The 15,207-nt window shown below is 72.2% G+C and carries 14 protein-coding genes; 5 read left to right on the forward strand and 9 right to left on the reverse strand.

Going from position 1 to position 15,207, the window contains the following annotated elements; translation table 11 throughout:
* Nucleotides 1-55: 55 nt before the first annotated feature.
* From FHX32_RS28890 to FHX32_RS28900, 3 genes are all read left to right on the forward strand, one after another.
* Nucleotides 56-964, forward strand: a complete 909-nt coding sequence (locus FHX32_RS28890; protein ID WP_167190204.1) for an IniB N-terminal domain-containing protein — start codon at nucleotides 56-58, stop codon at nucleotides 962-964.
* A gap of 237 nt (nucleotides 965-1,201) precedes the next feature.
* On the forward strand, nucleotides 1,202-3,133 hold the full coding sequence (locus FHX32_RS28895) for a hypothetical protein (RefSeq protein WP_167190207.1): 1,932 nt from the start codon (nucleotides 1,202-1,204) through the stop codon (nucleotides 3,131-3,133).
* Between the two features lie 99 nt (nucleotides 3,134-3,232).
* The gene (locus FHX32_RS28900; RefSeq protein WP_167190210.1) at nucleotides 3,233-5,167 is read left to right on the forward strand and encodes an outer membrane protein assembly factor BamB family protein; all 1,935 of its coding nucleotides are present in this window, start codon (nucleotides 3,233-3,235) and stop codon (nucleotides 5,165-5,167) included.
* Nucleotides 5,168-5,266: 99 nt separating this feature from the next.
* Here the strand turns inward: FHX32_RS28900 and FHX32_RS28905 are convergent, their stop codons facing one another.
* Entirely contained in the window at nucleotides 5,267-5,809 is a 543-nt protein-coding gene (locus FHX32_RS28905; RefSeq protein ID WP_167190213.1) for a hypothetical protein, read from the reverse strand.
* 164 nt (nucleotides 5,810-5,973) lie between these two features.
* On the opposite strand from FHX32_RS28905, the gene ligD reads away from it, so the two are divergent.
* Nucleotides 5,974-6,939, forward strand: a complete 966-nt coding sequence (ligD, locus tag FHX32_RS28910; protein WP_486481388.1) for a non-homologous end-joining DNA ligase — start codon at nucleotides 5,974-5,976, stop codon at nucleotides 6,937-6,939.
* A 64-nt stretch (nucleotides 6,940-7,003) separates the two neighbouring features.
* On the forward strand, nucleotides 7,004-7,660 hold the full coding sequence (locus FHX32_RS28915; RefSeq protein WP_167190216.1) for a hypothetical protein: 657 nt from the start codon (nucleotides 7,004-7,006) through the stop codon (nucleotides 7,658-7,660).
* A 45-nt stretch (nucleotides 7,661-7,705) separates the two neighbouring features.
* Here FHX32_RS28915 and FHX32_RS28920 read toward each other — a convergent pair whose 3' ends face one another.
* The 8 genes from FHX32_RS28920 to FHX32_RS28955 form a co-directional block, all read right to left on the reverse strand.
* Complete coding sequence (locus FHX32_RS28920) at nucleotides 7,706-8,635, reverse strand: YegS/Rv2252/BmrU family lipid kinase (RefSeq protein WP_167190218.1); 930 nt, start codon at nucleotides 8,633-8,635, stop codon at nucleotides 7,706-7,708.
* A gap of 145 nt (nucleotides 8,636-8,780) precedes the next feature.
* Nucleotides 8,781-9,401 carry an STAS domain-containing protein gene (locus tag FHX32_RS28925; protein WP_167190221.1) on the reverse strand — a complete coding sequence of 207 codons (621 nt, stop codon included), beginning with the start codon at nucleotides 9,399-9,401 and terminating at the stop codon, nucleotides 8,781-8,783.
* Between the two features lie 154 nt (nucleotides 9,402-9,555).
* Nucleotides 9,556-10,179 (reverse strand): DUF305 domain-containing protein, encoded by a 624-nt coding sequence (locus FHX32_RS28930; protein ID WP_486481421.1) that lies wholly within the window; start codon nucleotides 10,177-10,179, stop codon nucleotides 9,556-9,558.
* 223 nt (nucleotides 10,180-10,402) lie between these two features.
* Nucleotides 10,403-10,849: a BON domain-containing protein gene (locus FHX32_RS28935; protein WP_167190224.1), complete on the reverse strand. Its 447-nt coding sequence runs from the start codon at nucleotides 10,847-10,849 to the stop codon at nucleotides 10,403-10,405.
* Nucleotides 10,850-11,141: 292 nt separating this feature from the next.
* Entirely contained in the window at nucleotides 11,142-11,981 is an 840-nt protein-coding gene (locus tag FHX32_RS28940) for an amino acid ABC transporter ATP-binding protein (RefSeq protein ID WP_167190227.1), read from the reverse strand.
* A gap of 5 nt (nucleotides 11,982-11,986) precedes the next feature.
* Nucleotides 11,987-12,781, reverse strand: coding sequence for an amino acid ABC transporter permease (locus tag FHX32_RS28945; protein ID WP_167190230.1), 795 nt, complete (start codon nucleotides 12,779-12,781; stop codon nucleotides 11,987-11,989).
* A gap of 67 nt (nucleotides 12,782-12,848) precedes the next feature.
* On the reverse strand, nucleotides 12,849-13,667 hold the full coding sequence (locus tag FHX32_RS28950) for a basic amino acid ABC transporter substrate-binding protein (protein WP_167190233.1): 819 nt from the start codon (nucleotides 13,665-13,667) through the stop codon (nucleotides 12,849-12,851).
* Nucleotides 13,668-14,011: 344 nt separating this feature from the next.
* Nucleotides 14,012-15,169 (reverse strand): MFS transporter, encoded by a 1,158-nt coding sequence (locus FHX32_RS28955; RefSeq protein WP_167190236.1) that lies wholly within the window; start codon nucleotides 15,167-15,169, stop codon nucleotides 14,012-14,014.
* Between the last annotated feature and the right edge of the window lie 38 nt (nucleotides 15,170-15,207).

Consider the following 15,207-nt stretch of genomic DNA (forward strand, 5'->3'; position numbering starts at 1 on the left):
CCGGCCATACCGTTGCCGCCGACATCAGATCCGCCCAGGTCCGAGGAGTACCCAGATGGAAACGCAGCAGAGTGTGTCCGTGGACGCGCACGCGTCCCTGCAGGACTTCGTGTTGAACCTGCTCGCCGATGCGGGCGCGCGGTCGGCGTTCGACCTCGACCCGGAGGGCGCGTTGCGGGCCGCCGGCCTGAACGACATCACCGCCGCCGACGTGCAGGACGTCGTCCCCCTGGTGGTCGACTACGCCCCCGTGCACGGCCTCGCCCCCGTCGGCCCCACCGCCGGGCAACTCGGCGTCGACCCCCTGCTCGCCGACACCACCGACGTCGTCGGCCAACTCCAGAACGTCACCCACCAACTCACCCTCAGCACCAGCGACAACGGCCTCGACGTCAAAGCCGGCGTCCTCGGCGCCATCGCCGTCGACCCCACCGCCGTCGGCGTCGGCGCCACCGTCCTACCCGGCATCGGCCTCGGCATCGGCCCCGGCGGCCTCAGCACCGACCTCACCGGCGCCCACGACCTCGCCCACACCCTCGACGCCGACGTCATCGGCGCCGCCGACACCATCACCGACCCCGCCGTCGGCGACCTCACCACCACCCTCGGCAACCCCACCACCGCCCTCGACGGCAGCGACACCGGCCTGCTCGGCACCGGCGTCCTCGGCGACGACGGCCTGCTCGGCGGCACCCTCGGCACCACCCAGAGCCAGGTCGGCGGCCTCGTCGACGGCCTCGGCGTCGACGACACCCTCGACGGCCTCGGCATCGGCACCGGCCAGGGCGGCGTGGTCCCGCCGATCGACGTGCCGTCCACGGTGGACGGCGTCACCGGCCAGGTCGACGGTGTCGTCTCCGGCGCCCTGGGGTCCGTCGGCGGGATGTCCACCGCCGTGGAGGTGCACGGCGAGGCGTCCGCCTCGGCCGGCGGCACGCTGGGCGTCACCGACGGCCTGCTCTGAGCAACTGTCGGCGTACGCCGACGAGGGCCGGACCACCGCGGTGGTCCGGCCCTTCGGCGTCCGGCGGACGCGCCGGAGCCCGACCGCCGCGTTCGCGTCCCTTCGGCCCGAACTCCAGCTCGACGTTACGGGCCACGCTCAAATCTGCCGATGAAAATCCCTCGTCGCCCATACCGGCGAGGCCATCGGCGACGCTAGACTCTGGCGCAATTCCGGTCCCGACCGAAAGGCTGCGCCATGGTCGCCCGTCGTCGTCTACTGCAGACCGCCGCGCTCGCCGGCGGAGCCGCGCTCCTTCCTCCTTCCCCGGCCCACGCCGACGCTGCCGCCGAACCCGAAGGCACCCTCACCGACCTCGGCCCGGCCAGCGTCACCACCCCGCTGGGCAACGGCGAGTTCGTCGGATCGGTGCTCTACGCGGCCACCCGCGGGCTCTCGCCCAACGTGGTGGGCGCGTACGACCTCACCGCCGACGCCGTGACCGCCCACACCGACGTGCCCACCGGCATCGGGGTGTGGGCGATGTGCCGCGTGGGCACCGACGTCTACATCGGCACCCACAGCCGCTCCGACCTCTACCGGCTCGACACGGTGACGGGTGCGCTGGACCAGGTGGGCGCCTACCCGTACCACTTCATCTGGAATCTGGCCTCGTCGCCCGACGGCAAGGTCTACCTCGCGATCTCCGAACCCGGCCGGGTCGTCGAGTACGACCCGGTGACCGGGGTGAGCCGCGACCTCGGCGTGCCGGTCGAGGGCGAGGCGTACGTGCGCAGCATCGCCGCTGACGAGACCACCGTCTACGCGGGCGTCGGCGCGCACGCCCATCTGATCGCGATCGACCGGGCGACCGGCGCCAAGCGCGACATCCTGCCGGCCGCGCTCGCCGGCCGCGACTTCGTCGCCAGCATGGCGCTGTCGGAGACCCACCTGGCCGGCGGCATCTCCTCCAACGGCGAGGTGCTGGTGCTGAACAAGACCGATCCGGCCGACCATCGGGTGCTGACCACGGGCGAGAAGTACGTGACCTCGGTGCTCATCCACGACGGATACGTCTACTTCGCCGGACGGCCGTCGGGCATGCTCTACCGGTGTGCCATCGACGGCGGCGCCGTCGAGACCCTGGGCGTGGCCCAGCCCGAGGCCGCCACCCACCGGCTCCTCGTCCACGACGGCCGGATCTACGGGGTGCAGGACGGCGCGATCTTCGTCTTCGACCCCGCCGACCGTTCGCTGCGCTACGTCAACCTCGTGCAACGCGGCTTCCCGGCCGCGCCCGAGCAGCCCATGTCCGTGCACAGCGACGGCGCGCGCGTCTACGTCGGCGGCAAGGGCGGCGCGGACGTCCACGACCTCGCCACCGGTACGCGATCCCGGCTGGGCATACCTGGCGAACCCAAGACGGCGCTGACCGTCCGCGACGCCACGTACCTCGGCGTCTACACCCAGGCCCTGCTCTACCGTCACCGGGCCGGCGAGACCGAGGCGACCCTGCTGGCCAGGACCGGCAACCAGCAGGACCGACCGCGCGATCTGGCGTACGACGAGGCCACCGGGCTGATCGCGATGACCACCCAGCCGGAGCCGGGCCACCTCAACGGGACCCTGGCCCTCTACGAGCTGCGCACCGGAAGGTTCGACACCTACCGGCCGGTGGTCGAGCGGCAGAGCCTCTACGCCGTGACCTGCCAGGCCGGCGTCGCCTATCTCGGTACCAACATCCAGGAGGGGCTCGGCCTGCCGCCGGTCACCACCACCGCCCGGCTCGCCGCCTTCGACCTGCGCGGCCGCCGGCTGCGCTGGCAGGTCGAACCGGTGCCCGGGGCGAAGGTCATCCCGGGTCTCGCGCACACCGCGCTCGCCGTCTACGGCGTCACCGACACCGGTGTGCTGTTCGAGTACGACCTGCGGCGCGGCCGGGTCACCCGGACCACGAAGGTCGGCGCCCGCGGTTCCGATCTGCACATCGTCGGTCGGGTCGCCTACACCACCGACGGCAACGCCATTTACAAGAGCGATCTGATCACCTTCACGGTCACCACGGTCGTCGACGGGCTGGCCGGCGAATGGTTCGGCGGCGAACCCAAGCTCGCCCTCGACCCGTCCCGGAGCGCGCTGTTCGGCCTCAAGGGACGCAACCTGGTCCGTATCGCGATCTCCGGCGACTGACCGCCCGTGACCGGCATCCCGCGCGCCCAGGACGACAACCCGGCGGGCGACGGCGTCTCGACCGCCACTCCCCCGGCCTCACCGAAGAGGAGCTTGCCCATGACCCAGCTGAATCGGCGTAACCTCATCCAGCTCACGGCACTGTCCGCAGTGGGTGGCGCGGTGCTCGGCGAACTGCCGGCCGCCGCGGACGGCCCGCGCCAGCCGGGGCGGTACGGCCCGGCCTCGCTGAGCGCGGCGATCGTCGGCATGGCGGTGGACGGCACCACCGGATACTTCGTCACCCGGGGGCAGACGCCGCCGAAGGTGGTCACGTACGACATCGCGTCCCGCGCGGTGACCGACGTGGTGCCGCTGGAGCGCGGCGACGGCGCCTGGGCCTGCACCGTCTCCGGCGGAAAGGTGTACATCGGCACGTACTCCTTCGGCGACGTCGTCGAGTACGACCCGGCGACCCGGACCGCCCGGCGGCTCGGCACCATCGGCCCGTCGGGCACGATCGTGTTCGCCGCCACCACCGCGCCGGACGGCGTGGTCTACTTCGGCACCTATCCCCGTGGCGAGGTCTGGTCGCTGCAGCCGGCGACCGGGACGCTGACCAACCTCGGGCGCGCGTACCCCGGGTCGCAGTACGCCCGGCTGCTGGCCGCCGACGAGCGCTACGTCTACGCCGGCACGATTCCCGCCCACATCGTCCGGATCGACCGCGGCACCGGCGAGAAGGTCGACATCATGCCCGCCGGCACCCCGCTGGACGCGGGGCTCGGCGCGCTGGCAGCGGCCGGCGGCCGGGTCTACGCCGCGTCCGCGTTCGGGGTGCACGACATCGCCCGCGACGGTTCCGGCCACGTCGAGGTGCCCGCCGACGGGGAGTACCTGGTCGACTCGCTGAGCGTCACCGGCGACGGCGGGCTGCTCGCCCTCGGCCGGCTGACCGGATCGATCCTGCGCCGGGAGGGCGACCGGCTGGTGACGATCGCCCAGGGTCCGGCTGGCGACGAGGGACGCGGCGTGGTGGAGCTCGCCGACGGCACCGTCTTCGCCGCCAACGGCAGTGGCCGGGTGTCCATCCTGGCCCCCGGCGGGGACACGGTGGAACAGCACGACCTGACCGACGACCCCCGGGCGGCCGGGCCGGAGCTGCTCCAGTCGATGTGCGCCGCCCCGGACGGCTCGGTCTACGTCGGCGGGCACTTCGCGATCACCGTGCACGAGCCCGCGCGTGGCGTCAGCCGCCGGTACCCGGTCGCCGGCGAGGCGAAGGACATCGTCGCCTGGCGGGACCGGATGATCAGCGCCCTGTACCCGAGCGGCGAGGTGATCGAGCTGGACCCGCGGACCGGCCGGGTGCGCAGCTTCGGCCCGATCGGCCACAACCAGCAGCGGCCCTGGGACGTGGTGCACCACAAGCCGTCCGGCCTCGTCCTGATCGCCTCGGCCCCGCGGTACGGCAATCTGCAGGGCGCGCTCACGCTGCTGGACCCGGCGACCGGCCGGATGGAGGTACGCCTGGACATCCTGCCGAACCAGGCGCTGAACGCCATCGCGCTGGACGGCGACCTGGCGTACATAGCCGGCGACACCTGGGGCGGCAACGGGATCCCGCCCACCGAGCCGACCTCCCAGGTGGCGGTCTTCGACATCCGCCGCCGCGAGGTGGTCGACCGGTTCGCACCGCTGCCCGGCCAGCCGAGCATGCAGCACGTCGAGGTGTTCAACGGCGTGCTCTACGCGTCGTACAAGCGCACCAGCGGCACCTGGATCGCGTACGACCTCACCACCCGCACGGTGCTGCACTCCGGCAAACTCAGCGGGTACGGCGAGATCGTCGCGCACCACGGCCACGTCTACGCCGCGACGAACTTCGGCGACACCATCTACCGGCTGGGACCGGGGCTGGCCGCGGCGGAGCCGCTGTACAGCGGCATCGGCACCAACTGGTACACCGTTCCCCGGATCGAGCCGGTCCCGGGAGCCCGCACGGCGTGGACGGCGGTGGACCGCAACCTCGCCCTGGTCGAGTTGCCGGCCTGACCGGCACCGGACCGAGGTCCCCGCCGCTGACCGGTGGGGGCCGCGGTCCGAGCCGGCACCAGCCGGCCGCCGCTCGCGATGACCGGGCCGGCTACGGCGTCAGCCCTCGGCGTAGACGAGGTCCATCGTGTCGGTGCGCCCGGACCAGCGCAGGTCGAGGTGCCAACAGCCGGGCTGCGGCAGGTCGATGATCGACGGGCCCGGGCCGCCGGTCACCTCCCGGGTCACCCGGGTGTCGGTGCCGTGCAGCGTCGCGGTGATGGCCAGCGCCGGCGAGGACGTCGGGTCGGGTGAGGTCGTCGCCGGGCGGGAGACCCAGAGGATCTTGTTGTTGGAGCCGTCCGTCCGGGGCTGCCGCAGCGGATGACCGAACAGCACCGCGACGATCTCGCCCTTCGTGCCGAAGACGTGCGCGATCCGGGGCTCCCCGTGGAACCCGGCATCCGCCCAGTCGGGCAGCGGGCCGGTCTCCACCCGCGAGCCGCAGCCGGTCGCGGGTGGCGCGCTCGACCTGGCTGTGGCCGCCGCGCTCGACGGGGTCGTGGCCGGCGCGCCGGGGGCCGACGTGGCCGACCCGTCCGTGGGCGTGCACGCCGCCAGCAGGACCACCGTTGCCAGCACCGACCTGGCCCGTGAACCCATCTCGTCACCTTCCCGGTGGACGTCCGGCGGAACTGACTCGTCCCGTAGTCAGGACACCGGTCGGACGGTCCGGGTTCCCGGGCACGGGCTCAGGCGGCCAGGGTTCGACGGCCGGATTGCCCGAAGGCCAGGTGCCGGTGCCTCGGGTTGGTGATGATCGGGGCGTGAGCGCCAGGATGCCGGCCCTCGTGCCGCCGATGCTCGCCACCAGCGGCGCGCTGCCCGGCGACTCGGGGTGGGGATACGAGTTCAAGTGGGACGGCGTCCGCGCGATCGCGTACGTCGCCGACGGGGTGCGGCTGCTCAGCCGCAACGATCGCGACGTCACCCGGGCGTACCCGGAACTGGGCGAGCTGGCGCGGCTGCTACCCGGCCGGCGCGCGGTGCTGGACGGGGAGATCGTGGCGCTGGACGGCAAGGGCCGGCCCAGCTTCGCCGCGCTGCAGCGCCGCATGCACGTCCGGACGCCGTCCGCCGCCCTGGTCGGCGGCACCCCCGTCCGGATGTACCTGTTCGACCTGCTGCACCTCGACGGTCGGGACCTGACCTCGCTGCCGTACACCGAGCGCCGCGCCGCGCTGCAGGAGCTGGACCTCAGCGGGCAGAGCGTCGACACGCCGCCCTACTGGACCGGGGACGCCGGCCGTGACCTGGCCACGGCCGCCGCCGACCTGGGCCTGGAAGGGGTCGTCGCCAAGCAGTCGGGCTCGCCGTACCAGCCGGGCCGCCGCTCGCCGGCCTGGGTGAAGGTGCCCCTCAACGACACCGTCGAGGTCATCGTGGGCGGCTACCAGCCCGGTGCGGGCCGGCGCGCCGGCACCATCGGCTCGCTGCTGCTCGGCATGTACGACCAGGCCGACAAGCTGACCTTCATCGGCCACGTCGGCACCGGCTTCACCCAGACCGCGCTGCGCGACCTGCGGCAACGCCTGGACCCGCTGCGCCGACCGGACTCGCCGTTCGAATCCCCGGTGCCGCGCGAACACGCCCGGCACGCCGTCTGGGTCGAGCCGGTGCTGGTCGGTGACGTCACCTTCCGGTCCTGGACCCCGGACAACCGGCTGCGCCACCCCTCCTGGAAGGGACTGCGCAGCGACCGCGAGCCGACCGAGATCCGGCTGCGCCGCTGAGCCCGACGGCTGTGGCATTGACCATGCCTGATAGACCGGAGGGGACGCGCGTGGAGGGGACGCCATGACGGAGGAGATGCAGGACCGGGCCCTGACCGCCGCGCTGGCCGACGCGGCGGCGATCCGGAGCACCATCGAACGCAAGGCGAACCACAACCAGAACGTCATCGGACTGCACCTGACGGTCGTCGCGGCGGTCGCCGGTTTCATCCTCGCCGAGAAGGCCGACCTGCGGCTGCTGCTCCTCCTGCCGCTCATCAGCGCGGCGCTGGGTCTCAACGTCGCCTCGCAGTACCGGGACATCCGCATCGCCGGTGAGTACATCGAGCAGGTCCTCAGCCCGGCGATCGCCCAGTACACCGGGAACAGGACGATCTTCGGCTGGGAGTCGTTCTACTGGAAGCGCAAGCACGACGGGCACCTCGCCCAGGCCGTAGCGATGGGGCTGATCTTCCCGGGCGTCTCGACAGTCGCGCTGGGCGTCGCCCTGCCGGCCGCGCGGACCGGCTTCGATCTGCTCGCCTGGGCCGTCGGGGCGGGACTGCTGGCGCTGCTGCTCGTCTCCTGGTCGAACCGGCTGCGGGAGATGATCCGCGCCCGCGACGTGCGGCTCTGGCGACGCCGGACGACGCCCGCGACCGCACCCCGGCCGGCGGCGGTCGGCCCCCGGTCCGGCGCCGACCAGGAGGCACAGCCAGGGCGCGAGAGCGCCCCGGCGTAGGCCCGAGCGGCCCTCGAACCGTCCCCCGGAACCGGCGGGCCGGTCCTAGCGGTCCGGGCTGTCGGCGGGGGCCATGATGCGCAGCGCGTTGGGGTCCAGGCCGATCCGGATCGGGGTCTCGCCGTACAACTCGCCGTCGACCTCGACCGGTGCCGGCCGGTCGGTCTCCAGCCACAGCTGGCGTACGGCGAGGAAGGGCTCCTCGCGCAGCGTGCGGCGATGCCCGGTGGCGGCGTTGCGGGCCGTGTCGCGCAGCAGCTCGCGACGGGTGGCGCCGCCCACCGGGTAGCCGACCAGCAGCCGGTCGTCGGCGTCCGCGTCGGCGGTGATCGGCCGGCCGGCGTGGAAGCCGCCGTTGGCCACGTAGAGCTGGTGGGTGACGAACTCGCGCTCCCGCCCCTCGGCGCGGACGGTGGCCCGCAGCGGCCGGTGCCGGGTCAGCAGCGCCAGCGCGGTGAGCGGGTACGCGAGCCGGCCGGTGGCCCGCTTCAGCCGCGGCGGCGTCCGGAGCATCACGTCGGCGGAGAGGCCGATGCCGACGTGGTTGGTGAACCGCATGTCGCCCACCAGGCCGAGGTCGACGTCGATCACCTTGCCGGTGGCGAGCACCTCGACCGCCGCGTCGAGGTCGAGCGGGATGCCCACGGTGCGGGCGAAGTTGTTGGTGGTGCCCAGCGGCAGCAGGCCGAGCGCGATGTCGCGGTGGGCGAGCAGCCGGGCGGCGGTGCCTATGGTGCCGTCGCCGCCGCCGGCGACCAGGAGGTCCGCCCCGAGGTCGGCGGCCGCGGTGAGGGTCTGCTCCAGCTCGCCCGGCCGGTCGACCGGGTACGCGCCGAGGAGCGTGAAGCCGGCCGCCGCGAGCCGCGCCCGGGCGCCCTCGTAGAGCCGCCGGCCCCGCCGGGAGTGGGCGTTGACCACGAGCACCGCCCGCCGTTCCCGGCGGATCGTCGCGCTCAGCTCCGGCTTCGTCCGCATAGGACCAGACCCTATCGCCGGCGGGCCGCGCCGACCTCACCTTCCCCACGGTGGCCGCCGCGCCACCGGCAGGTGCGTCGCCTCACCCGTCGATGCCGGCGACCGCCCCTGGGCAGGCCGGACACCGCCGGGACGGCGGTCACCGTCACGCGAGGTCGGGCGTCGGGTGGGCGGGCTCGCGAGCTGCCGCGGTCGCCCCGGTCGCGGACAGGTGGGCGAGGGCGTCGTCGCGGCTGTCGAAGATCGGGAAGACACCGTCCAGGCGCATGGTGTGCAGGACGGTGCGGACGAACCGGGACGGGCCGGCGAGGCACAGCATGACGCCTCGGTCGCGGGCGTCGCGGTGGGCGCGGACGAGCACACCCAACCCGGTGGAGTCGATGACGTGCACCTGGCTGAGGTCGACCACCACGTGCCCGCCCATGTCGGCGGCGTGTCCCAGGGCGGCGCGGAGGGTGTCGCCGCTGTCGAGGTCGATGTCGCCGGTGGCGGCGACGACGGTGGCGCCGTCGACGTGGTCGATGCCGACGATCCCGCCCGGGCCGTGGTCCCGGCAGGGAGCGTGACCGCCACCGGCGGGCGGCAGCAGGCTGCAGTACGGACACCGGTGGGGTCCGGTCGCGAACGGTGATCCGCTCCAGCCGTGCTCGGCGACCAGCGTCCAGACGATCTCGGCGTCGGGCGGCACGCAGGCGGTCACCGTGACGGTGTGGCCACAGGTGTCGCAGATCAACGCCATCAGCTGGTCGTCCGGGACGACGCTCATCGTGCTGTCCTTCCTGCCCGTCCGGGACCCGGTCGGCCACCACCCTGCCCGGCCGGATCTGCGGCCACCACGCGGGTCTGTGACAGTCGCGTGACAAGTCCGGTCCGCCGGCGGGTGGCGGACATCGCCATCCACGCGCCGCCCGGGACGACCCTCAGTAGCGGTCGCGCAGGATCCTCTTCATCTGCGCGATCTCCTCTTCCTGCGACCGTACGATCTGCTCGCAGAGCGCCACGATCTCCGGGTCGGTGATGTCGGACTCCTCGCAGACGAGCACCGCACGGGAGTGGTGCGGGATCATCGAACGGAGGAACGCCTCATTTCCCACGAAGGGTTCGGTCCGGACCGCGGCGAAGCCGCCGAGAAGGACCGCGGCGAACGCGACGTACAGTGCGACGTTCAGGCGCTTGTTCGAGAACATCGGGTACATCACGGCCAGCATGATGACGCCCATTGCCGCCACCATGATCAGCGACATGTAGAAGTTGCTCAGGTTCAGATAGAAGTCACCGAACCGGCGGACCTGCGCGAGGGTCAGGAGAAACATCACGACCAGGCTCACCGCGATGACGACACCGAACCGGACATAGTTCTTCATGGCTTCTCCAGACCTCGCTCGGCAGTGTTTGCGGCAGGGATGCGCCGGCCTGCCGATACCCGTCGCGCGACCTGATAACCGAAGCTCGGAGACGCAGCGCCCCGGCGTGGTCTGAGCCGGTACGCCGGGGCCGACCACCTTGACGCCCCCGGCGGTGAGGATGATGGCGACGAACTCCATCACCAGGAACGGCGTCGGCGCCCGACAGCGGGGCCGCGGCCCCGGTCGAACTACCGCGCTACCCGGCCCCGGGCGCGGCAAAGCCCCTGCTCGACGGCCTTGCTCCGGCCGGCTCGACGGGGTGCCGGAACTTCGGGGAGCACCGGTCATCCCGCCGGGCCCGTCCGGGGTCCGGAGCACCGGACCGACCGGTCGCCCTGTCGCACCGCGCCGCGGCCGGCGGTCAGTCCGCCGAGGCGCGCAGCCGGTTGTTGACGTCGTGCACGCCGGGGGTGCTCCAGGCGCGGTCGTGGGCGGCGGCGCTGGCCTCGGCTGAACTGACCACGCCATCCAGGATCACCACCCGGTTCTGCACCTCGATGCAGATCCGTTCGTGCCTGAGCAGCGGGTCCTGCTGCATCCGTTCGAGCAGACGGTAGGCCAGCCGGGCGTCCTCGGAGGTGGGTCCGGGCTGGAACAGCGACGGGAATTCGTGGGGGAAGAACCAGGGGTAGGTCACGCTGAGCTCCTCGGGTCGCTGCGGCGTGGCGGTGGCCGGCTGTGCGGCCGCCACGGGCACGCCGCGGTCGGGGGTGCGTGGGCGCACCGCCGGGCCGACGGAGCAGACGGGGTACGCCGCGCGCCCGCGGTCGCCGGTCCTGACCGGCGGCACCGTCGTGTCGCGTGGCATGAGCTGCTCCGTCCGTAGCGGCTGATCCCCCTGCACTACCCTGCGCAGACCGCGGCCAACACGACGAAACGATGACGGTTTGCGGCCAGCCTCATGACGGTCACCGCCGTGCGCGGTCGCGCGGCGGCAGCGATGGTCCCCCTGACCCTCGTCCCGGGTTCGCCGGTGGGCGCGCGGAGCGCGACGTACAGTGGCGGGTCGGCCACGACGAGACGCCCTCGGCCGCTATCCCGCGGCTACCTCGGCATCATCCAGCCGTCGACACCGTCGCTGATCGCGGGAGCAGCGGTGGCTACAGGTTGTGGCGGTCGTCGGCCGGCAGGCCCGGCGGCTGCGCCGGCTGCGCGGACTGGTCGGGCTGACCGAGCTGCGCGACGTGGGTCGGGTCGAGGACCCGGGAGAGGAACGAGCGGGTCCGCTCGTGCCGGGGCGCGCCGAGCACCTCCTGCGGCGGTCCCTGCTCGACCACCACGCCGCCGTCCATGAAGACGACCCGGTCGGCCACGTCGCGGGCGAACGCCATCTCGTGGGTGACCACCATCATCGTCATGCCGTCCTCGGCCAGCTTGCGCATGACGGTGAGCACGTCGCCGACGAGTTCCGGGTCCAGCGCGGAGGTCGGCTCGTCGAAGAGCATCAGCTTGGGGTCCATCGACAGCGACCGGGCGATCGCCACCCGCTGCTGCTGCCCGCCGGAGAGCTGCGCGGGGAACGCGGTGGCCTTGTCGGTCAGGCCGACCCGCTCCAGGTTCTCCCGGGCGATCCGCTCGGCCTCCGCCCGGCCGCGCCGGAGCACCTTGCGCTGGGCGACGGTGAGGTTGTCCAGCACGGTCAGGTGCGGGAACAGGTTGAACGACTGGAAGACCATGCCGATGCCGCGGCGGACCGCGTCGATCTCGACGTCCGGGTCGGTCATCTCGATCCCGTTCACCCAGATCTTGCCGGCGGTCGGCTCCTCGAGCAGGTTGACGCAGCGCAGCAGGGTCGACTTGCCGGATCCGGACGGCCCGATGACGCAGACCACCTCGCCGTGGCCGACCTCGAAGTCGATGCCCTTGAGCACTTCGATCGGGCCGAAGGACTTGTGCAGGTCGCGGATCTCGACGGCGGGTCGGGCTTCAGTAGTCGTCATGTGGGTCACCGAGCCTTGGCGTAGCGGAGTTCGAGGCGTCGTACCACCTGGGACAGGGGCAGGGTGATGATCAGGTAGGTGAAGCCGGCCACCAGCAGCGGCGTGGCGTTCACCCGGTCGTTCAGCGTGTCCCGACCGAACTTGGTGATCTCGATGGTCGACGCCGTCACGCCGAGCACGTAGGCGAGCGACGAGTCCTTGGTGAGCAGGATGAGCTCGTTGGTCAGCGGCGGGATCACGATCCGGAACGCCTGCGGGATGACGATGGTGCGCATCGCGGTGAAGTGCGACATGCCGAGGGTGCGGGCCGCCTCCATCTGCCCCTTCGGCACGGCCTGGATGCCGGCGCGGATGGTCTCGGCCATGTACGCGGCGGCGGTCAACCCGAGACCGATCGCGATCGACCCGAACACCCCGCCCGGGATCTCCCGGTCCGGGAAGGCGATGGGGATGCCGTACCCGACCAGGAACAGGACCAGCAGCGCGGGCAGACCGCGGAAGAGTTCGATGTACCCCGTGGCCACCCAGCGGTACGGCGCCACCCGGGACAGCCGCATCAGCGCGAGGATGGTGCCGAACACCAGGCCGAAGGCGAACGCACCGAGCGTGTAGAGGATCGTGTTCCGCAGCGCGACGGTGATGATCGTCGGGAACATCGACTCGATGATGTCGACGCGGAAGAAGGCCTCCTTCAGCCTGCCCCAGTCGGCGGCGTAGATCACCGCGGCGACGACGGCGACGAAGGCCAGGTACTGCAGCCAGAGGGACAGCCGCTCTCGTTGGCGGCGTCGCAGCTTCACCGTTCGATGCTCCTTGCCCACGGGGAGGGCGCGCGCCGGGCGCGCGCCCTCCTGCCACGAGTTCCGATCACTTGGCCGGCTGCTTGCCGATCCACTTCTCGTAGATCTTGTCGTACGAGCCATCCTGCTTGGCCTTGGCCAGCGTCTCGTTGATCTTCTTGAGCAGCTCCGGGTTGCCGTCCTTCTTCACCGAGAAGCCGTACTGCTCGCCGGTGTCGAACTCGGCCGTCACCTCGAACCCGCCCGGGTTCTCCCTGATGTACTCGGTCCAGACCGGCAGGTCGTTGATGGCGGCCTCGACCTGGCCGTTGGCGAGCGCCTGCTGCAGCGCGGCGAGGTCCTCGAACTCGACGAGCTGCAGGCCCTTCTCCGCCTCGAACTTCTTGGCGTAGTCGCGGCCGGTGGTGGCCGCCTGGACGCCGAGCTTCTTGCCCTTGAGGTCGTCGAGCGACTTGTACGCCTTACCGGTCTTCACCAGCAGCGCCTGGGTGGCGTCGAAGTAGGGGTCGGAGAAGTCCATCACCTTCTGCCGCTCCTCGGTGATCGTCATGCCGGCGGCGGCCGCGTCACACTTGCCGGTGTTCAGGTCCTGGCCGGACTTGATCCCCTCGAACGGCGTGTCGACGATCTTCTGCTCGACGCCCAGTTCCTTGGCGACGAGGTCCATCACGTCGACGTCGAACCCGACCACCTTGCCGCCGGCGTCCTTCGACTGGAACGGCGCGTACGGCAGGTGGGTGCAGACGGTGAGCTTGCCCCCTTCGATGAGCTTGACCCCGCTCGCCTGGACCTCGCCCTCATCCTTCTTGGCGCATCCCGCGCTCACGGCGAGGGCGGCGATCGCCGCGATCAAGCCAGCCTTGCGGACTGCGCTGTGGAACGTCACTGCGGTGTCCCTCCCCGATTTCGGCCGCGTACGACCGGCGGCCCGTGTTGGTGCAAAGACGGTGTGCCAGGGGACGCTACCTGATCGGACGAGCCGCACCTAGATCAAGTCGGGCGGTTGTGGCCATGCTGTAGCCATCACGGTCGGTAAACCCGGCAGTCGGCCCGCAACCGGACGGCCCTGCTGGCACTGGCGGACCCGGTGACGGGGCTCACCAAGATCGCCACTTTGGGTGACAGGTCGGTGGTGTCGCGCCACCGGGTCGGCGCCGACGACCGGTCGCACTCACGGCCGGGGACATCCGCCCCGGCCGCCGCTCCGGTCCCAACAGCTCCCTAACGGCGTCACCGACTGACCGGATGCAGGATCACCCGCGTTCGGGCGGGCGAGCGGCGGGACAGCAGGCATCCAGTCAGCGCGGCGGCGAGGCCGGCCAGCCCAGCCGCCGCGAATCCGCCCGCTGGCACGGAGACGTCGATCGCCAGCCCGACGAGCGGGGATCCGAGCGCGAAACCCGCGCTCAGCGCCGAGGATTGCAGACCCGTCGCCTCACCCCGCACGCTGGCCGGCGCCAGTCGGCTCACCGCGTCGGCCACCGCGGAGAGGGTCGGCGCGGTGAAAAACCCCGCGCCGACAACGGCCACGCACAACCAGGGCCAGTCGCGGGCGAGCCCGGCGGGAATCGTCACGAGGCCGAGCAGGCCGAGCAGCAGCCACGTGGGCAGCGGCCGGGGCAGCGCGCCATAGATCAGCCCGCCGGCGACGGAGGCCACGCCGAACACGGCCACGACCACGGCGGCCCAGGACACCTGACCTGCTTCTCTGAGCGTGGCGACGATGGCGAGGTCGACGCCGCTGAGCAGCGTCGTGGCACCGAACGCCATCGTCAGTACGGCGATCATGCGGGCGCCCAGCCACTCCCGGCGCGGGGGCCGTCCGGCCGCGCCGGCATCCGCCTCGTCCTCGGCACGCAGCGGCGGGTTGAGCAGAGCGATCCCGACTCCGCCGGCCGCGATCGCGGCACCGACCCCCCACGCCACCACACCGGGGGACATCTTCGCCGCACACACGATCACCACCGCCGGGCCCACGATGTACGACAGCTCGCCCTGCACCGATTCCAGCGCGAACGCGGCCCGGCGCTGTCCCGCCGTCGTCATCGCGGCGATCGCCTGCCTGGTCACCGACTGGGCCGGCACCATCAGCAGACCCGCCGCGAAGGCGGCGGCCAGCAGGATCCCGTACGGCAGGGTCGGCACGCTCAGCCAGAACACGACCTGCAGTACGACAGTTACCAGCAGCACAGCGCGCAGGCCCCGCCGGTCGATCATGCGGCCAAGCAGCGGCCCGCCCAGCGCCAGCCCGGCGGTCAGAGCCGCCGCGACACCACCCGCTGCCGCGTAGCCCATGTCCAGGCCCAGTACGACATACATGGTCAGCGCCATCACGTCAGCCGTGATCGCGGCACGGGCGAGCAGCGAAACGCCCAGCAGCGGTGCCATCCCTGGCACGGCGAGCACCTGTCGGTATCTGGTCACCT

It is taken from the genome of Micromonospora sp. CNZ280, assembly GCF_011759515.1.